Genomic DNA, 20440 nt, shown 5'->3' with positions numbered 1-20440 from the left:
TAGATTATGGGGAAAATTGTTGGCGCTGCGCTCGCCTCTCACCATCCCGGCTTGATGCAATGTGAAGAATTCCGCGTACTGATGGGGAATGGGGCAGATTCCGATCTCATTCCTGGCTATGCCCGCCTCCGTGACAGGATCAAAGCCGTCAACCCCGATGTTGTGGTGATCTTTGATACACACTGGTTTACGACCGGATATCATCTGATTGATGGTGGTCCACATTACGAAGGTAGCTACATTTCCGATGAGATGCCATGGTATTTGCACGGTGTACCCTACAATTACCGGGGTCACCCTGAACTGGCTTTGGCCATCGAAGCAGTTGCCCGGGAAAATGGCGTGCGTACCCGTGCAATCTGTCATCCTGAACTGGGACGTCATTACGCTTCCATCAACCTGATCAAGCAGTTGCGTCTGGAGGATACACCGATTGTCTCGATCAGCTCCTGCCAGAACTGCGAACCAAAGAACTTTCTAGAGTCGGGCGAAGTCATTGGTGAGGCGATTCGCCGCAGTAACCTGAACGTGCTGATGCTGGCTTCAGGGGCATTAAGTCACAAGTTCAACAATATTGACTGGAAGCCCGGCAATCCGCGTATTTTTCACGAAAGTAATGTCTCGCGGCCAGAAAATATAGAAAGCGATAAACAGGCCATAGAGTTCTTCAGGCAGGGGCGCCACGACATTATTCTGGAACGCTGGGACAGCGACTATCGTCAGAAGCCGTGGGAAGCCTTTGGTGCACATTACCTGCAAATGATAGGGGCGATGGGGGGACGCGAATGCCAGGCCAGGGGAGTACCGCTGTCAGAATATGAAAATGCACGCGGCACGGGGAACATTCACATATGGTTTGACGTTAATGGGCAACAAGCATGAGCACTTTTGAATTTCCGTTAAAAAAAATTCCGGCCGTTATGTGCGGCCCACGCGTGGAACGCCGTCGCGTACTGGTAGGAGGAAGCGCCTACTGGGGAACAGTGGAGGAAGGGACGAACCAGATGACCCTGCGTCTGGATGATGGCCGCGTGGTTGAACTTTGCGACGTGCAGCACTTGCCTCCGGTATCACCCAGCAAAATTATCGCTGTGCATATTTCCTATCGCTCGCGCAGTGTCGAGACACGCAACCAGCCCAAGCCGACAGAGACACCGACTTACTTCACCAAACCACCAACGTCAATGAATGGACATGGTTGTGAGATTGTTAAACCTGAAGATTGTCAGTACCTGAATTACGAGGGCGAATACGCAGTGGTGATCAGCAAGACCTGCCGTAATGTGACGCCGGATGAGGCATGGGACTACATTGAAGGTTTTTGTCCAGCACTCGATATGGGGCTGCAAAATTTCCGGGACACCGATCAGGGTTCAATGCTAAGGGTCAAGGGGGCTGACACGCTGTTGCCGATTGGTCCCGGCCTGGTGCGCGGAATCAATTTGTTTGAGCAGACCCTGCGCACCTATGTAAATGGTCTGGTGGTGCAAGAGGCGCATATCGGTGATGAAACCATTTGGGGACCACACTACGTGATTGCAGATCTGGCGCGTCACATCACCCTGATACCGGGAGATGTGATCTTGATGGGTACTCCCTGCCATTCACGCTCAGTCAATCCCGGGGATCTGGTTGAGTGTGAAATTACAGGCCTGGGGCGTTTGTCCGGTACGGTGGTTGCAGCGCCAGCGCCACGGGCATCTGCCTTGGGGGTGGGGCATCAGCCTACAGACAGCCCTGAGGTGCGACGCGTTGCCTTTGGTTTTGATGAACGGGTTCCAGAACGTTTTAAGCAGAATTACAGAACAGCCACGAAGGGAGAGCAGTAATGAAAGTTTGTATTGTCGGCGCCGGCGCAATCGGTGGATTCATCGGCGCCAGGTTGGCTGTTTCAGGCGCCTGCCAGGTCAGCGCCGTGGCACGTGGTGCAACGCTGAATGCACTGCAGGCGCATGGCTGGCGCTTGCAACAGGGCGAGTCCCTGTTGCAGGTGCCGGTCACGGTATCGGCCAACCCAGTTGAACTAGGTGTGCAGGATCTTGTGATCATCGCAGTCAAAGGGCCGGCACTTCTTGACGTGGCACGAAATATTGCCCCCTTGCTTGGCCCGGACAGTATTGTGTTGCCGGCCATGAACGGCGTGCCATGGTGGTTTGGTCAAGGTATTGCAGCCTTGGGTGATGGGCCGCTGGAAAGCGTCGATCCGGGTGGGAGTATTGGTGCCGCGATTACGCAAGACAGAGTGGTCGGCTGTGTCGTGCATGCCAGCACTTTTACACCTGAACCGGGTTTGGTCAATCACAAGATGGGACAGGGATTGATCATTGGCGAACCTGAGGGCGGAATATCAGCACGCGTCAAGCGCATCGGTGATTTGTTCACGCAGGCTGGATTCGATGTCACACTCTCACCTGGCATTCGCAATGACATCTGGTACAAGCTGTGGGGCAACCTGACAATGAACCCGGTGTCAGCGATCACCGGCGCCACGATGGATCGTTTGCTGGACGATATGCTGGTGCGCAATTTCTGCTCTGTTGCCATGCGTGAGGCAGCGACTATCGGCGGACGGATCGGTTGCGAAGTGACGCAAACTCCGGAAGACCGACATGTCGTCACGCGTAAGCTAGGTGCATTCAAAAGTTCAATGTTGCAGGATGTGGAAGCCGGAAGACCCATCGAATTGGACAGCATTGTCTCTGCCGTGCGGGAAATGGGGCAACGCGTCGGTGTAGCCACGCCCAATATTGATGCCTTGTTAGGACTCACCCGTCTGTTTGCCAGAGTCCGTGGTATTTACCCGGAAGCCCCAAAACCCCGCGACTAAATTGCAATCAGCAGGCACCAAGCATCATGTATCGCAACTACACTGCCTGCGAATGGCTTGGGGGGCATCCGATAATATTATCCCTTCAGGCAGGCGTGATGTGATCGATCATTATGCACGCGCTGACCTGAAACAGGTGCGACAGGCAATTGCAGTCGCGCATGCCGCGCTGCCAGGCTGGTCTGTTGCCTGGCGCTGCTGGCAGCGAAATCATCGCTCGACGGCTGGAGCTGATGGATCTATTGGCGCGAGAAGAAGGCAAGACACTGGCGGAAGCTAGTGACGAAGTCATGCTTGCCGATTACATTATCAATATCTTTGCCGATGAAGTGCTGCGCGCAGGCGGTGAATGTGCTGGGTCAGTTGAAGGTCAATGTCCGCCACAATTATTTCAATCCGCCGCTGCACGGCGGCCGGATTGCACGCCCATGACTTTACTTTTATAACGGCTCCGCAAAAATAAAAAGCCCCCTGATTGTCAGGGGGCTTTTTATATGTTCTGGCGGAGAAGGGGGGATTCGAACCCCCGGTAGGGATTAACCTACGCACGCTTTCCAGGCGTGTGACTTAAACCACTCATCCACCTCTCCTGCTAACTTCGCTCTTATTTGCCGTAACAGCGAAGTCCGCTATTCTAGCAAAGGAATCTTTGATTTGGAAGCTTTTTCTTGTTTTTTCAAAATTGCACTTTCAATATCGGTTCAAATCTCTATCAGGCGCCCAGCCATGGCAGGCCGGCGTGGCACCAGCCGCCTACTGTTTTCCGGTGACCTGCTTCGTCTTTGTCACCTTCAAAACCCTGGAGTATGTCGTAACAATGAAGGTAGCCATTTTCTGTCGCCAGCTTGGCGCCATGCCTTGAGCGCACGCCGGAACGGCAGAGGAAGAGAATGGTGCTTTGCTTGTCAGGGGCGCAGGCTTGTAGCTGGGTCATGAACTCCGGGTTGGGTGCGCCGCCAGGGTAGAGACTCCATTGCACAGCCAGGTGTTGCGCCGCATTGATGCTGACCCTGCCTACCCAGTCGCGTTCTGCATTGGTGCGCACATCGACGAGCAGGATCTTGCTGTCGTTCTGCAACAAGTCGTAGGCTTCTTGCGCCGTGACTGCGCCGGCAAAATTCAGTGCCAGGTCCAGGCCGCGCTGACGTGCCAGTTGAAGCGTGGTTTCTGCAGACATGTATTCTCCTTTCGTTGATGATGTGTCGTTCTTGACTAGTTTATATCAAATTGGCGCTGGGTTTGCCATACAGGTAACCTTGATAGGCGAGACAACCTTGCTGATACAGAAAATCACGTTGTGCGGCGGTTTCCACACCTTCTGCAATGACGGCCAGGCCCAGGCTCTGGCCAAGTGCGATGATGGTTTTGGTAATGACGGCATCATTGTTATTGTTCAGAATATCGCGTACAAAAGACTGGTCTATCTTGAGTTGGTCCAGGGGCAGGCGCTTCAGGTAGGACAGGGACGAGTAACCAGTGCCAAAATCATCAAGCGAAAATCCCACGCCCAGGGCTTTTAGCTGGTTCATCTTGCCTATGGTGTCTTCTACATTGTCGACGAGCAGACTTTCGGTCAGCTCCAGTTTGAGTTTGCGGGCATCAATATGATGACTGGCGATGTTATCCAATACCTGGGTGACAAAGTCGCTTTGCCTGAACTGGCGGGCGCTGACATTGACTGCCAATGTCATGTGTTGTTGATGGGCAGTATTTTGCCATTCAGCCAGTTTGGCGCAGGCTGTGCTGAGTATCCAGGCACCCAGGCTCAATATGAGACCAGACTCTTCTGCCAGCGGAATAAACTCGGACGGTGGCACCAGGCCTCTTTGAGGATGCATCCAGCGCACCAGCGCCTCCGCGCCGGTAACCATGCCGGTATTGCTGACCTGGGGCTGGTAATACAGGACGAATTGTTCCTGTAGCAAGCCCTGGCGCATATCTGCTTCCATTGCGGCACGGGTATTGACGATATCGAGCATGTCTTTGTCGAAAAAGCGGAAGCCATTGCCACCGCCGGACTTGGCCTCATACATGGCAACTTCAACTTGCTGCAATAACTCTTCAGCTGATGTGCTCTGTTTGTCAAACAGGGTAACGCCTATGCTGGCGCTGCTGTGACATTCGAAATGGTCAAGGTCATACGGGACTCCAAGGTCTGCAAGGATTTTGCTGGTGATAAGACGTGCTTCTATGGCGGTTTCCCTGATGTTGTCACTCAGTTCTTCCAGTAGCAGGACAAATTCATCACCTCCGTATCTGGCCAGTGTGTCACCCTTGCGTATGCTGTGCGCCAGTCGTTTGGCGACCACTTGCAGTAGCATGTCACCCTTGCCATGACCGCTGCTGTCATTGATGGTCTTGAAATTATCCAGATCCAGAAACAGGACAGCACCATACATATTGGAGCGACTCTTTGCCAGCAGGCTGTGCTGCAGGCGGTCTATCAGCAGACGGCGATTCGCAAGGCCCGTCAGGGGATCGTGATAGGCCAGGTGTTCGAGTTTTGCTTCGGTGGCTTTTCTCTGGGTGATGTCAAGCATGGTGGCAACATAGTTGACGACCTTGCCGTTCGGGGCTTTTACGGCAGTGATGGTCAGCCATTCAGGATAGACTTCACCATTTTTCCGGCGATTCCAGATTTCTCCTTGCCAGTAGGCGTTGGCTTCCAGTTGCTTGCCCATGTCTTCATAATAGCTGGCGCCATGCAGGCCTGATTTCAATAAGCTGGTCTGTTTGCCTAATGCCTCTTCACGACTATAGCCAGTAATGCGGGTAAAAGCGTGATTGACACGCAGTATGGTGCGATGCTCATCAGTGATGACCATGCCTTCCTGCCCCTCAAAGGCAATGGCTGCGATGCGCAAGTCTTCTTCGACCCGCTTGCGTTCGGTAATGTCCTGTACTGTGCCCATGTGCCGGGCACTCTGGGCTTCATATTGTGAGTGCAGCCAGCGGACTTCTCCGTTCAGGATGATGCGGTGTTCAATTGCAGCATCTTCGCCGCTTTGCACTTTGTTCCAGAAGTGCCTGACTTCCGGGATGTCATCTGGATGTATTCTTTGCATCAGACTCATGCAATCAATCTGATCGCCGGGGGTGTAGCCTAAAATGCGGCATGCTTCGTCAGAGTAGCGCCATGCCTGAGTGTGCTCTCCAATGCTCCAGTTGCCCGTTTTTGAAATGCGCTGGGCGCGACGCAAATCGGTTTCGCGCTGCGCCAGTTCTGCTGTCCTGCTGTTGATGATTTTCCTGAGACTTCTTCTTTGTCCGCGCGCCTCCAGCAAGAGCTTTACCAGGTAAGCCAGCATGAAGCTGAATAATAGGCCTATCGTGTAATTCACGAGTGGTCGCATGCTTGATACGATGGCTTGTCTTGGTGCCAGTTCCAGCGTCCACTCTGCATTGGGTAATTTGATGATATAGCTGATGTTTTGTCCGGGTTTGAAGTCAGGTGACTTTTCTATTACCTGTTTAAGATGGGTGTTGGCATTGATATGCCACAACTCATAGTCATAGCCGCGTGAGATCAGTTTGGCCAGGCCGGCATCTGCCAATACGGCTTTCAAGTCAATGACAGCAGAAATCAATCCCCAGAACTCTGCTTCTTTGTTGGCATCAATGAGGTCTTCCAGATAAACGGGCAGGCGCGCGACGATACCGGTGCCGCCATGCGTAAGCGGCAGTGGCCCGGCCAGCGTCAACTGATGACTGTCGCGTGCAAGCTGTGCCTCAGTCTTGCGTATGGGGTCTGTCAGCAAATCGATACCTATCCCGTCGGCCCGCCAGTCCGTGGGGGCGACATCGCTAGTGATCCCGTCAGGCGCCAGATAAAGAGCGGTAATTTGCGGGTGATATTGCAGGATCTTGTCGGCAAAGCGCCCGAAATGCCTTACCCTGCCATTGCTGTCTGCCACCATTGCAGCCAGGGCATAAGTGGCGGACAGGGCCTTGTGCATATTGGTTTGCAAGACATTTGCCTGGGTGCGTGCCAGATCGTAAGCAAGCAAATGGTCTTCCTTGTCTGCGCTTTCATTCAATTTGTGAATAATGGCGCTACCTACCAGTATGGATAGGGTAAAAGTCAGTGCGGCAAACAGGAAGGGCTTACGCAAGTAAGGATGGCGCGGCATAATAAATCAAGAATTGTCGGGAGAAGTAATACAGCCCGGGAAAGTTGCTGACAGTCTAATTTAGAGTCGCAGCCAATCAGATATATATAATCAGAAATTGATTTGTATCAATATTATTGATCCGACATTACCCGGCGGTGAAAAGTGTGTAATGAATGTGGCTATCTACTTGTCAATGAGCTATTCTGTTGGCCATGCACCAAAACAATGCAATATTGTGATCTATCAGCATAAATGATCTAAAATGGTGCATTAATTCATGCATGCTCTATTTTGGTGCTTTTTGTTGTGCGATATTGTACAGCCCTGTTGAGGACTTGCTTGGGAAAACGCCACAAAAACAAGCATTTAACAGATTTGGTATTTATATATGACTGATCTGGATGATGGCATGGTTTCTGCTATCATCTTCTATTGAGTTTAGCCGCCGGGTGAAATTGCTGTAGATAAGTGCTGGTTTGTCTATTGCGCGAGATTGCACAAAACTGGCAGGCGCAGGGCTCAGCAATTTCCGAATTTATTTTTAGCTCTCAGAGGAGTTTCACATGGCAATGACAGCCGCAGAAGTCTTGAAAATGGCGAAAGATAACGAAGTCAAGTTCGTTGATTTTCGCTTTGCTGATACCCGAGGCAAAGAACAGCACGTGACTGTTCCAATTTCCCAGTTCGACATCGATAAATTCGAATCTGGCCACGCATTTGACGGCTCGTCCATCGCTGGCTGGAAAGGTATTGAAGCATCTGACATGTTGCTGATGCCTGATCCTAATACTGCCAATATCGATCCATTCTTTGAAGAAACCACATTGTTCATGCAATGTGACGTGATCGAACCATCTGATGGTAAAGGCTATGACCGCGACCCACGTTCCATCGCGAAACGTGCTGAAGCCTACCTGAAATCTTCTGGTATTGGCGACACCGCTTACTTTGGTCCAGAGCCAGAATTCTTCATTTTCGACAGCGTACGCTGGAAAGTGGACATGTCTGGCTGCTTCGTCAAGATTGATTCTGATGAAGCTTCCTGGACTACAGGCGAAAAACTGGAAGGCGGCAACACTGGTCATCGTCCTAGCGTCAAAGGTGGTTATTTCCCTGTTCCTCCAGTCGACAGCTTCCAGGACATGCGTTCTGAAATGTGCCTGATCCTGGAATCCCTGGGCATCCCGGTTGAAGTACATCACCATGAAGTGGCCGGCGCTGGCCAGAACGAAATCGGCACCAAATTCTCTACTCTGGTAGAGCGCGCTGACTGGACGCAAAACCTGAAATACGTGGTCTGGAATGTTGCCCATACCTATGGCAAGACAGCGACTTTCATGCCTAAGCCTATCGTTGGCGACAACGGTTCTGGCATGCACGTACATCAATCCATCTGGAAAGACGGTAAAAACCTGTTTGCTGGTGACGGCTATGCCGGCTTGTCTGATTTCGCCCTGTACTACATCGGCGGTATCATCAAGCATGCCAAAGCACTCAATGCGATCACTAACCCAGGCACCAACTCATACAAGCGTCTGGTTCCAGGGTATGAAGCTCCAGTGAAACTGGCTTACTCTGCACGTAACCGTTCTGCTTCCATCCGTATTCCTTACGTCGCCAATCCAAAAGGCCGCCGTATTGAAACACGTTTCCCTGATCCACTGGCTAACCCATACCTGTGCTTCTCTGCACTGATGATGGCAGGTCTGGACGGTGTCCAGAACAAGATCCACCCTGGCGAAGCAGCCAGCAAAGATCTGTATCATTTGCCACCAGAAGAAGACGCATTGATCCCAACAGTGTGCGCTTCTCTGGAAGAAGCACTGGATGCATTGAACAAAGACCGTGAGTTCCTGACACGCGGTGGTGTATTCAGCGACAGCATGATCGATGCTTACATTGATTTGAAAATGCAAGAAGTACAACGCTTCCGCATGACAACTCATCCTGTTGAATTCGACATGTATTACTCTCTGTAAACTGTTGAATGGATTACTGAAAAAGCAGCTGGAAATGCAAAAAAGCGGGGGCAACCCCGCTTTTTTTGTTACAAATGCTAATTTTTTCGCATTTGTGTTGCAGAGCTGCATCGCATACACTACAAGCCTGTTATTGATTATTGCTTTACTATGAATCGACTATTGTCAGGATTGATACTTTTTATTGGCGTGCAAGCATTCGCCCATGCACAGGGGGACGTGTATGTGTGCATTGATGAAAATGGCAAGAAGTTATATCAAAACAAGGGCGGAGGGAAAGGTTGCAAGAAAATGGACTTGCAGGATATTACAGTAGTGCCGTCTCCTGCCATTCCTGCGGCCGGTAAAAAACCGCAGGGCAAACCTGCCAGCAGCCCGAATGATTTCCCTAAAGTGGATGAAGGTACGCAAAAAGCCAGGGATTCCGATCGCAAGCTGATCTTGCAGGAAGAATTGAAAAATGAAGAACAAAAGCTCGCGGGTTTGAAGAAAGATTACAATAATGGTGAGCCGGAGCGCCAGGGTAATGAAAGAAATTTCGCCAAATACCAGGAACGCACCAATTTGATGAAAGATGATATTGCGCGCACCGAAAAAAACATAGAAGCACTAAAACGTGAAATTGCCAATGCAAAATAAATTGCTAATGTGAAAGGGTGAAAGCCTGATCCGGGCATGATGCTTGCGTAAAGGTCGCTTAGTGCGGCCTTTTTTTTGTGGCTTTTTTTATGGATATCTTTTGAATACTCCACTTACTTCCTTCGCTGGACTGGACTTGCTGACATCGGCAGTCATCGTACTCGATGCAGAAGGCAGCATCTTGTTTGCCAATGCTGCGGCAGAGAATCTGCTGGATAGTTCCTTCAAGTCGCTGACCCATCTGAAGTTGACTGACCTGTTTCTGAACGGACAGGACTTGATCGACGTCTTCCATCAGGCCGTGGCGCACCAGTTTGCTGACAAGCGTCAGGATCTGACATTGGAGCGGGCAGGGCGCGAACCTTTGCACGTGCATAGCATCGTTACGGCGCTTGATAATCCCGATACGCCTGTACTGATCGAATTGCGTGAGAATGTGCAGCAACTCAAGCTGGACCGGGAAGAACGCATGCTCGACCAGAGCAAGGCCAATAAAGAACTCATTCGCAACCTTGCGCATGAAATCAAGAACCCCTTGGGCGGCATACGTGGCGCGGCACAATTGCTGGAGCTGGAGCTGCCAGAAAGACATCTGCGTGAATTTCGCGAATATACCCAGGTCATCATCAAAGAGGCCGATCGCCTGCAGACCCTGGTAGATCGCTTACTGGCGCCACATCGCCTGCCGCACATCGTTGGTGACGTGAATATTCATGAAGTCTGCGAGCGTGTGCGGAGTCTGATCGTGGCGGAGTTTCCACAGGGGCTGATGATCAAGCGCGACTATGATTTGTCGATACCTGAATTCCGTGGTGACAAAGAACAATTGATACAGACAGTATTGAACATCGCCCACAATGCAGCGCAAGCCCTCAACGAGAGAATCAGGCAGGGCGATGCAGTGCTGACTTTCAAGTCACGTGTGGTGCGGCAGATTACTCTGGCCAAGGTGCGCTACAGGCTGGCATTAGATTTGCATATCATTGATAACGGTCCGGGAATCCCGCCCGAGATTCGCAACCGGATTTTTTACCCGCTGGTGTCGGGCAAGGAAGGTGGTAGCGGACTTGGGTTGACGCTGGCGCAAACTTTCGTTGAGCAGCATATGGGAGTCATCGAATGTGAAAGCCGGCCTGGGTGCACGGATTTCCGGATACTGATACCGCTACCTTGAAATAAGGTTGCTGAAAAGTGGCTGCACCAAAAGTGCTCCTTCTATCGATATGCTTAACACAGACTGCAGAACGAGAATATGAAACCAATCTGGATAGTGGACGACGACGATTCAATTCGCTGGGTGCTTGAGAAAGCACTGGCGAGAGAAAACCTGGCGACGCGCAGCTTCACCAATGCAAGAGATGCCATGAACGCCTTGCAAAGCGATACGCCGCAGGTACTGGTTTCTGATATACGCATGCATGGCGCGTCGGGCCTGGAATTATTGCAAACAGTGAAAGCCAAGTATCCTGGTCTGCCGGTGATCATCATGACGGCATTTTCTGACCTGGAATCTGCGGTGGCCGCTTTTCAGGGCGGAGCTTTTGAATACCTGGCCAAGCCCTTTGATCTGGATAAAGCAGTTGAGCTGATACGTCGCGCGCTCGATGAAAGCCTGCGTGAATCCAGTGTAGAGCAGAGTATTTCAGAGACGCCGGAAATACTGGGTCAGGCGCCAGCCATGCAGGATGTGTTTCGCGCCATCGGCCGCTTGTCACAGTCGAACGTGACGGTATTGATTACGGGTGAATCCGGTAGTGGCAAAGAATTGGTGGCGCGTGCTTTGCACAAGCATAGCCCGCGTGCTTCGCAACCTTTCATTGCACTCAATACGGCAGCCATCCCCAAGGATTTGCTGGAGTCTGAATTATTCGGTCATGAGCGCGGCGCCTTTACCGGTGCGCAAACGACAAGACGCGGCCGCTTCGAGCAGGCCGAAGGCGGCACGCTGTTCCTGGATGAAATTGGTGACATGCCATTTGATTTGCAGACCCGTTTGCTGCGGGTTTTGTCAGATGGGCATTTCTACCGTGTTGGCGGGCATCAACCGATGAAGGCCAATGTCAGGGTTATTGCCGCCACCCACCAGAATCTGGAAACACGGGTCAGGGAAGGTTTGTTTCGTGAGGACTTGTATCACCGTCTCAACGTGATACGCCTGCGACTGCCCAGCCTGCGTGAGCGTCGTGAAGATATTCCCCTGCTGACCAAATACTTCCTGACCCAAAGTGCGAAGCAATTGGGGGTTGATGTCAAACGTATGTCCGAACCGGCCTTGCAGTTTTTATCGAGCCTGGATTTTCCCGGCAATGTCCGGCAACTGGAAAACCTGTGCAACTGGATCACTGTGATGGCACCGGGCCAGACTGTAGAGGTTCCTGACTTGCCGCAGGATCTGGTGCCGACCGGCACCTTGAGTTCGGCACTACCTGCCGGTGGTCATGGTAGTGAATCCCAGGTCAGGGTCAGCGAGTATATGACGCCTGCTTCATCGCAGGCAAATGGCAGCACCTACCTGGAAAAACCTGCCTACCGTAGCGGTGAAAGCTGGATCAGCCTGCTCGAAGCAGAAGCTACTGCGATGCTGGCAGAAGGGCAGTCAGAAGTGATCGATAAATTGGGCCGCAGTTTTGAGTCTGTCGTCATCAAGGCTGCATTACGTCACACGCATGGCCGCAAGAATGATGCGGCGATACGCCTGGGCATAGGACGCAATACGATTACCCGCAAGATACAGGAACTTGGTATCGATGGCGTCAAGGATGAATAATCGTGCAAGCTGATGAAAAATGGCCGCTAACTGTTGTCAGTTGCAGCCATTTTTGTTGTCAGATAACGCGAACCAGGGCAAAGCAGAGCAGGCAAAAGAAGGCGGCAACGATATCATCCCACATGACACCAAAACCACCTTTGAAGCGGTGGTCGAAATAACCAATCGGCGGTGGTTTGACCATGTCAAAAAAGCGGAAGCCCAAAAATGCCCAGGTCTGGGTTTGCCAGCTGGCAGGTGTGATCAGTAACAAGACCAGCCAGAAGGCAATGATTTCGTCCCAGACCATACTGCCATGATCCGCCACGCCAAGGTTTTTGCCAGTGACCTTGCAAGCCCAGATGCCGATAAAAAATCCCGCCACGATGACGATGGCCCAGTTGGCGCTGTTGAAAATATCCGGCCAGCGGCTGGAAAACATCACAAAGCTGAGCCAGGCAAACAAGGTACCCGAAGTGCCCGGCATGATGGGTGACAGGCCGCTGCCAAACCCCTGCGCCAGGATATGGGCGGGGTGTCCAAGCATGAAGCGCCAGCCCGGTTTGTTGATCATGGCAGTTTGCCCTTGTTCCAAAGTAGTCATGGATTGACGAAGTGATCAAATGATTGATAGGCAAGATTTACGTTATTGCCCTGATTATCAAGCAAGCGTAATCCTGGATTTTTTTCTATGCAGCCTATGCGTGTGATGCTGGTCCGGACAAGAGCGGCGGCAGTGATGACTTGCTGCCTGTTGCTGGCTGGGGCTGTGAAACAGAGTTCATAGTCGTCGCCACCATTCAGGGTAAATTGTCTGCGCAAATCAAGCGGCTGTGTTTGCAATACCGGGCCGGCGGGCAGTTGATCCAGCATCAAGCTGGCGCCTACACCGGACCTGTCCAGTATATGCCCAAGGTCACCCGCAAGCCCGTCTGAAATATCGAGTGCAGCATGGGCAATGCCACGCAAGGCCATGCCAAGAGCGACACGTGGTGTCGGTTGATGCATGCGGGTTGCGGCTAGCCGGTGGGCAGCTTCATCAAGTGCCACTTCTTTCCAGTAACCCGCCAGCGCCAGCCTGGCATCGCCAAGGTCGCCGGACACCCAGATGTCGTCGCCGGCCTTGGCAGCATCCCTGCGCAAGGCACTGCCTGGCGGCAGCTCACCAAAAATCGTGATGCAGATATTCAATGGCCCCTTGGTTGTGTCACCGCCAATCAAATGACAGTGGTGCTGATCAGCCAGGGCCAGCAAGCCGCGTGAAAATTCGGACAGCCAGGCGGGATCGGCTTGCGGCAGTGACAAAGCCAAGGTAAAAGCCAATGGCTTTGCCCCCATCGCCGCCAGATCGGATAAATTGACAGCCAGGCACTTATGGCCAAGCATGAATGGGTCTGCATCAGGGAAAAAATGGCGGCCCGATACCAGCATGTCGCTGGAAATGGCCATTTGCATGCCGGCACTTGGATTGAGCAGGGCGCAATCATCGCCTATGCCCAGAGCTATGCGGCTGTCTTGGATGCTGTGTTGCGCAAAATAGCGCTTGATCAGGTCAAATTCGGTAAGCATGCGCGCATTGTACCGAATGAAGCCAGTGTTTCAACCGGCTTTCAATATTCTGCACGATATTTGCTGTTCAGGCTGCGGTGGTTTGGGCCTGCATATATTCGCTGATCAGGGCGTTTCTTGATTTTGCGTCTTGTGGCGCCAGGGCAAATCCACGCATGATATTTTTATCATCAAAAAAACGACTGGTGGTGATGCCTTCATTCTGTTCAGATTCCCACCTGCCTGCTTTACTGGCGCTGGTAGCTGGTAGCTGGTGGCATGAGCGCCACAGGATAGCTTGGCGTCTTCACCAGTACTGCTGCCGGTTTCATGTCGATTGCTGTTGCCTGGCCCGTCAGTCCAAGGGCGATTGCCCGGGCGGCGGCCATGACGGGAGCGACATAGGGCATCAGCGTGTGATGACCATCTGCCAGACGGTATTGTGCACAATCCCCAAGGGCATATACATCGCTGGCGCTGGTTACACCATATTCATCGACCAGGATGCCGCGATCTGTGCGCAGATTGGCTGCTTGTGCCAGGTTTATATTGGCCCTTAAGCCTACGGCTGACAAAATGACATCAGCAATAATCTGTTCACCGCTGGCCAGGGTCACCAGCATTCCCGAGTCTTGCTGCTGTTGTATATGGGTAGCGCTGGTACCAAGTTTTAAAGTTACACCTTTTGCGGTCAATGCGTCGTACAGACCTTGTGAAACTGCTGTCGGCGCGATTGCAGCCAGAGGTAAGTGATTGGGGTCGATCAGATGAACCTGGTGTCCTGCTGAGGTCAGGTCATCGCTGAATTCGCAGCCAATCAGGCCTGCTCCCAGTATGCAGACACGTGCATGGTCGCCGGCCAACTCCAGTTTCTGGCGTAGCAACGCATAGTCGTCCAGATTGTTGACAGACAAGACCTGCTGGGCGGCGTCACCGTCCATTGATAGTCGTATTGGCTGCGCACCCAGAGCCAATACCAGTTGCCTATACTCAAATTCACCCATGGAGGATTGCAACGTTTTGGCATTGGTGTCGATGCTACTGACCTGAACCCTGGTCAGGATGGTGGCATTGAGTTCTGCCGCCATCTGTTCCACGGTTTTGCTCTGTAATTGCTGTGCTTGCTTGCCAAGGGCAAAGGCATTTGACAGCATGGGCTTGGAATAAAACCCGCCGTCATCATTGGTGATGATCAAGAGTGCCGTGGTTTTATCGAGCTTGCGAAATTCCCTGGCGACTGTGTAGCCAGCCAGTCCGCTTCCTATAATGGCGACAGGTTTCATGTTGTACTTTCAGATTTCTATCATATCGAAATCAGCTTTGGCGACGCCACAGTCCGGGCATGCCCAGTCGGCCGGAATGTCGTCCCAGCGCGTGCCTGCGGCGATACCTTCCTCTGGCAGGCCCAGTGATTCATCGTAAATAAAGCCGCATACTATGCATTGATAAGTTTTCATATTTGCCTCGTTTTGATAAGTGAAATGTGCTGTCATGTCCGGCCATTCAGGTCTGGTTGGCTTCCAGTACGGCGCGATAGTGGTTGGCGTGGCGCTCTTCCACCTTGGCCAGTGCGGCAAAGCGTTTGGCTGCGATTTCTAAAGTCCGCATAAAGTTTTCAGCGTGTTCTTTAGATTCGGCGATTTGCTCATCATATTCAGCGACAGCCGCGTAATTGCCTTCTTCCACGGCGAGGTGGCGGAATTTTGGATACATTTCTGTGTATTCATAAGTTTCACCTTCTATGGCTATCTCCAGGGCGCGCTGTGGCGTCAACTGGTTTTTGGGATATAACAAGTCAAGATGACCAAAGGCATGCATGACTTCCTGTTCTGCCGTTGCTTCAAAGGCTTCCGCTATGTCGATTGCCCCAGCCGCACGGGCCAGTCTGGCGAAGTAGCGATACTTGATGTGAGCCATCGATTCACCGGCGAAGGCGGACTCAAGATTTTGTATGGTGACAGATGCCTGGGTTGGGGTGCTCATATTCTTCTCCTTGGGTTGTCTGATTGCATTTGCTATCAAAGTGAATGCAATGATAGATATTAATAATTGATTTTGAAAGATAATTGATTCTATTAAGTTGATAGCTATTGGCTATTTAAACTTGTCTAGCAGAATAAATTGCATTTGGTTATGCATCAAAAGCATAAGAGTCGTACAAATACGTATAAAGTTAGAGGGTTCCCTCTGCTAGAATCACAGACCACTAGTAAGATTTCCGTAAGCAAAAATAGAAAGAAGGCCGACCCTATGGATTCGTCAGATCAAAAAGAGCAAATACGTCAACAATTGCGTCAGGCGGCGCTGGAATATCATGAGTGTCCGACGCCGGGTAAAATCAGTGTTACCCCCACCAAACAATTGACGAATCAGCGTGATCTGGCCCTGGCTTATTCCCCCGGTGTAGCGGCGCCTTGCGAAGAAATCGTCGCCGACCCGACTGCAGCTTTCAAATACACGGCACGTGGCAATCTGGTTGGTGTGATCACCAACGGCACGGCGGTGCTGGGTCTGGGCAATATTGGCCCGCTGGCTTCCAAGCCTGTGATGGAAGGCAAGGGCGTATTGTTCAAAAAGTTTGCCGGTATTGATGTATTTGACATAGAAATCAATGAGGCTGATCCTGACAAGCTGGTTGACATCATCGCCTCGCTTGAGCCTACTTTTGGCGGCATCAACTTGGAAGACATCAAGGCGCCAGAATGCTTCTATATAGAGCGCAAACTGCGTGAGCGCATGAAGATACCGGTCTTTCATGATGACCAGCACGGTACGGCCATTATTGTTGGTGCTGCCATACTCAATGGTTTGAAGGTGGTCGGTAAGACCATCAAGAATACCAAGCTGGTTGTCTCCGGTGCTGGTGCGGCTGCCCTGGCTTGCCTGGATTTGATCGTTGATTTGGGCTTCCCGCTGGAAAATATTTTTGTGACTGATCTGGCAGGCGTGGTCTACAAAGGCCGTGTCGAATTGATGGACCCGGACAAAGAGCGTTTTGCGCAAGAAACGGCAGCCCGCAGCCTGCGCGACGTCATTCCTGATGCAGATATTTTCCTCGGTTTGTCTGCTGCCGGCGTATTGAAACAGGATATGGTCAAGCTGATGGCTCCTAATCCTTTGATCCTGGCTTTGGCAAATCCTACGCCAGAAATTTTGCCTGATGAAGTCAAGGCTGTTCGTAATGACGCGATCATGGCGACCGGTCGTTCAGATTTCCCTAACCAGGTCAATAATGTATTGTGCTTCCCTTACATTTTCCGTGGCGCGCTCGATTGCGGCGCAACGACCATCACGCGTGAGATGGAAATTGCTGTTGTTCATGCGATTGCAGAACTGGCTCAGGCAGAACAGTCTGACATCGTGGCGTCAGCCTACGGCATCAGCAATCTGTCTTTTGGCCCAGAATATCTGATCCCCAAGCCTTTTGATCCACGCCTGATGATCAAGATCGCACCTGCAGTTGCCAGGGCCGCAGAAGAGTGTGGTGTGGCAGCTCGTCCCATCAAGGACATGCAGGCGTATGTAGAAAAACTCCAGCAATTTGTCTATCACAGCGGCACGTTCATGAAGCCGCTGTTCCAGATCGCCAAAAAAGCGCCCGCTGATCGCAAGCGTATTGTCTTCGCCGAGGGCGAAGAAGAAAAAATCTTGCGTGCAGTGCAGGTTATCGTGGACGAAAAGCTGGCGACTCCTATCCTGGTGGGACGTCCGCACATTCTTGACCAGCGTGTGGAAAAATTTGGCCTGCGTATCAAGGCTGGTGTTGATTTCGAAGTCATCAACCCTGAGCAGGATGAGCGTTATCGCGATTACTGGCAGACTTATCACCAGATGACTTGTCGCAAGGGTGTTACTGAACAGTACGCCAAACTGGAAATGCGCCGCCGCCACTCCCTGATTGGCGCCATGATGATCCATAAGGGGGACGCTGATGGCATGATCTGCGGAACATTTGGCACGACCGGTTTGCATCTCAACTATATCAACCAGGTATTAGGCAAGCGTGAAGGCGTAAACGTTTATGCCGCCATGAATGGATTGGTTCTTCCAGATCGTCAACTTGTGCTGGTGGACACGCATGTCAACGAAAATCCTACAGCTGAGCAAATTGCTGAAATCACCATCCTGGCAGCAGAAGAAATGCGCCGCTTTGGCATCCTGCCCAAGGCTGCCTTGCTGTCTCACTCAAATTTTGGTTCCAGCAATAGCGAATCTGCACAAAAAATGCGTGCAGCATTGGCCATTATCCAGCGTGATGCGCCAGATCTTGAGGTAGATGGTGAAATGCATGGCGATACGGCACTTGATACCAGCTATCGCAGGAAAATGATGCCTGACTCCTCATTGAAGAGTGATGCCAATTTGCTGGTGATGCCAAATATTGACGCCGCCAATATTGCATATAACCTGTTGAAGACAACAGCCGGTAATAACGTGGCAATCGGCCCAATCCTGTTGGGTTGCGCCAAGCCTGTACACATCCTGACGCCATCTGCAACTGTGCGCCGTATCGTTAATATGACAGCTTTGTGTGTCGTGGATGCGGTAGCGCAACGCTAGTCTTCTATCAGATGTAAGAAAGCCAGCCTGATTGTGAGGGCTGGCTTTTTCATTTTTGCATTTCTTAACTCGCTTGTTTTACTGGTACGCGGCCGGTCGGTACGACATTCGATGCGTGCAGGCAGTGGCCATGCTGATCATCAAAAAACATATGTGGTTTGAATGCCGCCAACACTGCGGACTTGTTGACTCCACCCATAAAGAAGGTTTCGTCTATTGCGATATTCCAGGCGCGTAGTGTACGTATCACACGTTCATGTGCCGGTGATGCTCGCGCGGTTACCAATGCAGTGCGCAATGGGAAGGCTCGGCCATCTGGCGTTTTAAAATTATTCTGCAAATACGATAAGGCCAGCAGCAATCTGGCGAATGGCCCTTCTGGCAGGGGTTTCAAAGCATTTTCTCTCTCGTGCAGTTCAAAGGCTTCGACTCCTTGTTCCTGATAAATGCGTTCAGACTCATCCGAGAAGATAACGGCATCGCCATCAAAGGCAATGCGAATTTGTTCCGGGTCTGCAGCATTTTCTGGCAAGCGATAAAGCATTGCAGAGGCAACGCCAGAGTTGATGGCGGCTTGCACATCATCTTCATGCAGGGACAAAAACAGACTGACATTGAAAGCCAGCAAGTAGGGCGCCAATGGTGAGCCGCCGGACAGAGCGGCACGTGTTATATCCAGACCATAGTGAGCGATGGAATTGAATATCCGCAAGGAAGTCTCAGACGAATTGCGCGACATGATGACTACTTCCACCAGTCTGTGGCCGGGTGTCAGTTCATTGAGTTTCAGCAGGGCTTTGACCAAGGCGAAAGCTGCCCCTGGTTTCAGTACGCTGTTTTCTTCTTTGAGCTGGTGCTGGCGATAGGCATCCAGGCCTTGTTCCTGAAAAATAGTTTCTTCCGCTTCCAGATCAAACAGGGCGCGGGAAGAAATGCCTATAACTAAGAGATTGTCTAGCGAAAATGGCATACGGAATTATTTGTCTTGTTATTTGATTGCGGGATAAAGCATTGAGCATTGAGCATTGCTCTATTTACATAGCCTGACGAAACGTCAGATTAACTCTTTGTGCGCCCAATAGTGGGTGTGCTGCTTCCTTGATGGGTGCTATACCATGGTAACGCAACCTGGCTGGGCCGCCCCAGACTACAACATCACCATGGACCAGATGATAGCGCTGGGTGGCATCATTACGTTGCATGCCACCAAAAAGAAAAATTGCTGGTATGCCCAGCGAAAAAGATACGATAGGTGCGCCAAATTTCCTTTCATCCTTGTCCTGGTGAAGACTGAGGCGTGAACCCACCTGATATTGATTGATCAGACAGCTATCTGGTGTGAAGCCAGAAAAGCCGGCCTCTTGTGCCGCTTGCACAGCAAGTGAATAAAAACTATCTGGCATGGCTGGCCAGTGTTCGCCATTTTCCGGGTCATCAGTGCTGTAACGATATCCGTCACTGTCGGACACCCAGCCAACCTCGCCGCAGCAAGTCATTGCAACGGACATGCGGTGGCCATTAGGAGTGCGCATTTGCCGGAAAGGGTGCTTGTTTAATATTTGTTGTATGCCATCCAGCAATGCAATTTCGTGGCTTACTGAAAAGTGCCTGAGTATTACCGCACCTTCGCAGATAGTTTCTGCCCAGGGTTGTATATCGCTGGCGTCTTCAAAGAGTGAATAATTCATAGGCTTGCTTTTGTTTGCTCATAGGCTCATGTCATATATAAGCGTAATTCATTTTTTGAAAGTTTGGCTCATAGAGAAAATTTCTCTTGCAAAACAGGCCGAGGATTTGCTATAGTTCGCCTCCCGCTGAAGAGCGGGAGTAGAAAGTGAAGCAAAACAGGGTTTGAGCGAAAGAAATGCCGCGGAAAAGCCTGGGTTTGGAAACAACCTGAAGTAGTGCAGATCGATGATAAAAAGTTGATCGAAACGAAAAGAAGAAAACAGGGTGTTGACAGATAAAAAGAAGTGCTTCATAATCTCGTTTCTCTGCTGCTGACGAACAAAACGATTCGCAGCGATGT

At 51.3% G+C, this 20440-nt stretch carries 19 protein-coding genes and 1 tRNA gene; 9 read left to right on the top strand and 11 right to left on the bottom strand.

Annotated elements, in window-relative coordinates:
• Window positions 1–6: 6 nt before the first annotated feature.
• The 4 genes from LZ463_RS28100 to LZ463_RS28085 all read left to right on the top strand — a co-directional run bounded on the left by LZ463_RS28100 (window position 7) and on the right by LZ463_RS28085 (window position 3273).
• Window positions 7–882, top strand: a complete 876-nt coding sequence (locus tag LZ463_RS28100; RefSeq protein ID WP_241459636.1) for a DODA-type extradiol aromatic ring-opening family dioxygenase — start codon at window positions 7–9, stop codon at window positions 880–882.
• Window positions 879–1829, top strand: coding sequence for a fumarylacetoacetate hydrolase family protein (locus LZ463_RS28095; RefSeq protein WP_241459635.1), 951 nt, complete (start codon window positions 879–881; stop codon window positions 1827–1829). The genes LZ463_RS28100 and LZ463_RS28095 overlap by 4 nt, the downstream gene beginning before the upstream one ends.
• The gene (locus tag LZ463_RS28090; protein WP_241459634.1) at window positions 1829–2827 is read left to right on the top strand and encodes a 2-dehydropantoate 2-reductase; all 999 of its coding nucleotides are present in this window, start codon (window positions 1829–1831) and stop codon (window positions 2825–2827) included. Before LZ463_RS28095 ends, LZ463_RS28090 begins: the two co-directional genes overlap by 1 nt.
• A gap of 161 nt (window positions 2828–2988) precedes the next feature.
• A complete protein-coding gene (locus LZ463_RS28085) occupies window positions 2989–3273 on the top strand; it encodes a hypothetical protein (protein ID WP_241459633.1) in 285 nt (94 codons plus the stop codon).
• Between the two features lie 54 nt (window positions 3274–3327).
• Here the strand turns inward: LZ463_RS28085 and LZ463_RS28080 are convergent.
• From LZ463_RS28080 to LZ463_RS28070, 3 genes are all read right to left on the bottom strand, one after another.
• Window positions 3328–3417: transfer RNA gene (locus LZ463_RS28080), tRNA-Ser, on the bottom strand.
• A 122-nt stretch (window positions 3418–3539) separates the two neighbouring features.
• Entirely contained in the window at window positions 3540–4004 is a 465-nt protein-coding gene (locus LZ463_RS28075; protein WP_241459632.1) for a rhodanese-like domain-containing protein, read from the bottom strand.
• Window positions 4005–4044: 40 nt separating this feature from the next.
• On the bottom strand, window positions 4045–6957 hold the full coding sequence (locus tag LZ463_RS28070; protein ID WP_241459631.1) for a bifunctional diguanylate cyclase/phosphodiesterase: 2913 nt from the start codon (window positions 6955–6957) through the stop codon (window positions 4045–4047).
• 545 nt (window positions 6958–7502) lie between these two features.
• Between LZ463_RS28070 and glnA the strand changes: the two genes are divergently transcribed.
• The 4 genes from glnA (at window position 7503) to ntrC (ending at window position 12324) form a co-directional block, all read left to right on the top strand.
• A complete protein-coding gene (gene glnA, locus LZ463_RS28065) occupies window positions 7503–8918 on the top strand; it encodes a type I glutamate--ammonia ligase (RefSeq protein WP_241459630.1) in 1416 nt (471 codons plus the stop codon).
• 150 nt (window positions 8919–9068) lie between these two features.
• Entirely contained in the window at window positions 9069–9557 is a 489-nt protein-coding gene (locus tag LZ463_RS28060) for a DUF4124 domain-containing protein (protein WP_241459629.1), read from the top strand.
• Window positions 9558–9657: 100 nt separating this feature from the next.
• Window positions 9658–10731, top strand: a complete 1074-nt coding sequence (glnL, locus tag LZ463_RS28055) for a nitrogen regulation protein NR(II) (protein ID WP_241459628.1) — start codon at window positions 9658–9660, stop codon at window positions 10729–10731.
• A gap of 78 nt (window positions 10732–10809) precedes the next feature.
• Window positions 10810–12324 carry a nitrogen regulation protein NR(I) gene (ntrC, locus tag LZ463_RS28050; RefSeq protein WP_241459627.1) on the top strand — a complete coding sequence of 505 codons (1515 nt, stop codon included), beginning with the start codon at window positions 10810–10812 and terminating at the stop codon, window positions 12322–12324.
• Between the two features lie 58 nt (window positions 12325–12382).
• Here ntrC and LZ463_RS28045 read toward each other — a convergent pair whose 3' ends face one another.
• The 5 genes from LZ463_RS28045 to LZ463_RS28025 form a co-directional block, all read right to left on the bottom strand.
• Window positions 12383–12907, bottom strand: a complete 525-nt coding sequence (locus tag LZ463_RS28045) for a phosphatidylglycerophosphatase A family protein (RefSeq protein ID WP_241459626.1) — start codon at window positions 12905–12907, stop codon at window positions 12383–12385.
• Window positions 12904–13872 carry a thiamine-phosphate kinase gene (gene thiL / locus LZ463_RS28040; protein WP_241459625.1) on the bottom strand — a complete coding sequence of 323 codons (969 nt, stop codon included), beginning with the start codon at window positions 13870–13872 and terminating at the stop codon, window positions 12904–12906. The genes LZ463_RS28045 and thiL overlap by 4 nt, the downstream gene beginning before the upstream one ends.
• Before the next feature lie 227 nt (window positions 13873–14099).
• Entirely contained in the window at window positions 14100–15134 is a 1035-nt protein-coding gene (locus LZ463_RS28035; protein WP_241459624.1) for an NAD(P)/FAD-dependent oxidoreductase, read from the bottom strand.
• 9 nt (window positions 15135–15143) lie between these two features.
• Complete coding sequence (locus tag LZ463_RS28030) at window positions 15144–15308, bottom strand: rubredoxin (protein WP_241459623.1); 165 nt, start codon at window positions 15306–15308, stop codon at window positions 15144–15146.
• A 46-nt stretch (window positions 15309–15354) separates the two neighbouring features.
• Window positions 15355–15834, bottom strand: a complete 480-nt coding sequence (locus LZ463_RS28025; RefSeq protein ID WP_241459622.1) for a rubrerythrin family protein — start codon at window positions 15832–15834, stop codon at window positions 15355–15357.
• Between the two features lie 267 nt (window positions 15835–16101).
• On the opposite strand from LZ463_RS28025, the gene LZ463_RS28020 reads away from it, so the two are divergent.
• On the top strand, window positions 16102–18411 hold the full coding sequence (locus tag LZ463_RS28020) for an NADP-dependent malic enzyme (RefSeq protein ID WP_277624202.1): 2310 nt from the start codon (window positions 16102–16104) through the stop codon (window positions 18409–18411).
• Between the two features lie 64 nt (window positions 18412–18475).
• Here LZ463_RS28020 and LZ463_RS28015 read toward each other — a convergent pair whose 3' ends face one another.
• The 3 genes from LZ463_RS28015 to LZ463_RS28005 all read right to left on the bottom strand — a co-directional run.
• Entirely contained in the window at window positions 18476–19381 is a 906-nt protein-coding gene (locus LZ463_RS28015) for a 5'-nucleotidase (RefSeq protein WP_241459621.1), read from the bottom strand.
• A 64-nt stretch (window positions 19382–19445) separates the two neighbouring features.
• Window positions 19446–20099: a DNA oxidative demethylase AlkB gene (gene alkB / locus LZ463_RS28010; protein WP_241459620.1), complete on the bottom strand. Its 654-nt coding sequence runs from the start codon at window positions 20097–20099 to the stop codon at window positions 19446–19448.
• Window positions 20100–20147: 48 nt separating this feature from the next.
• On the bottom strand, window positions 20148–20440 hold a 293-nt coding region (locus LZ463_RS28005; protein ID WP_241459619.1), incomplete at its 5' end, for a hypothetical protein.

This window comes from Undibacterium paludis (assembly GCF_022568815.1).
Classification (GTDB): domain Bacteria; phylum Pseudomonadota; class Gammaproteobacteria; order Burkholderiales; family Burkholderiaceae_D; genus Undibacterium.
Note: the sequence above shows the minus strand (reverse complement) of the source record. Positions and strands in the feature narration are given on the sequence as shown.

Excerpts from the sequence above, each read along its gene's own strand:
- LZ463_RS28100 (WP_241459636.1), top strand. The coding sequence starts at position 7 with ATGGGGAAAATTGTTGGCGCTGCGCTCGCCTCTCACCATCCCGGCTTG.
- LZ463_RS28095 (WP_241459635.1), top strand. The coding sequence starts at position 879 with ATGAGCACTTTTGAATTTCCGTTAAAAAAAATTCCGGCCGTTATGTGC.
- LZ463_RS28090 (WP_241459634.1), top strand. The coding sequence starts at position 1,829 with ATGAAAGTTTGTATTGTCGGCGCCGGCGCAATCGGTGGATTCATCGGC.
- LZ463_RS28085 (WP_241459633.1), top strand. The coding sequence starts at position 2,989 with ATGCCGCGCTGCCAGGCTGGTCTGTTGCCTGGCGCTGCTGGCAGCGAA.
- LZ463_RS28075 (WP_241459632.1), bottom strand. The coding sequence starts at position 4,004 with ATGTCTGCAGAAACCACGCTTCAACTGGCACGTCAGCGCGGCCTGGAC.
- LZ463_RS28070 (WP_241459631.1), bottom strand. The coding sequence starts at position 6,957 with ATGCCGCGCCATCCTTACTTGCGTAAGCCCTTCCTGTTTGCCGCACTG.
- glnA (WP_241459630.1), top strand. The coding sequence starts at position 7,503 with ATGGCAATGACAGCCGCAGAAGTCTTGAAAATGGCGAAAGATAACGAA.
- LZ463_RS28060 (WP_241459629.1), top strand. The coding sequence starts at position 9,069 with ATGAATCGACTATTGTCAGGATTGATACTTTTTATTGGCGTGCAAGCA.
- ntrC (WP_241459627.1), top strand. The coding sequence starts at position 10,810 with ATGAAACCAATCTGGATAGTGGACGACGACGATTCAATTCGCTGGGTG.
- LZ463_RS28045 (WP_241459626.1), bottom strand. The coding sequence starts at position 12,907 with ATGACTACTTTGGAACAAGGGCAAACTGCCATGATCAACAAACCGGGC.
- thiL (WP_241459625.1), bottom strand. The coding sequence starts at position 13,872 with ATGCTTACCGAATTTGACCTGATCAAGCGCTATTTTGCGCAACACAGC.
- LZ463_RS28035 (WP_241459624.1), bottom strand. The coding sequence starts at position 15,134 with ATGAAACCTGTCGCCATTATAGGAAGCGGACTGGCTGGCTACACAGTC.
- LZ463_RS28030 (WP_241459623.1), bottom strand. The coding sequence starts at position 15,308 with ATGAAAACTTATCAATGCATAGTATGCGGCTTTATTTACGATGAATCA.
- LZ463_RS28025 (WP_241459622.1), bottom strand. The coding sequence starts at position 15,834 with ATGAGCACCCCAACCCAGGCATCTGTCACCATACAAAATCTTGAGTCC.
- LZ463_RS28020 (WP_277624202.1), top strand. The coding sequence starts at position 16,102 with ATGGATTCGTCAGATCAAAAAGAGCAAATACGTCAACAATTGCGTCAG.
- LZ463_RS28015 (WP_241459621.1), bottom strand. The coding sequence starts at position 19,381 with ATGCCATTTTCGCTAGACAATCTCTTAGTTATAGGCATTTCTTCCCGC.
- alkB (WP_241459620.1), bottom strand. The coding sequence starts at position 20,099 with ATGAATTATTCACTCTTTGAAGACGCCAGCGATATACAACCCTGGGCA.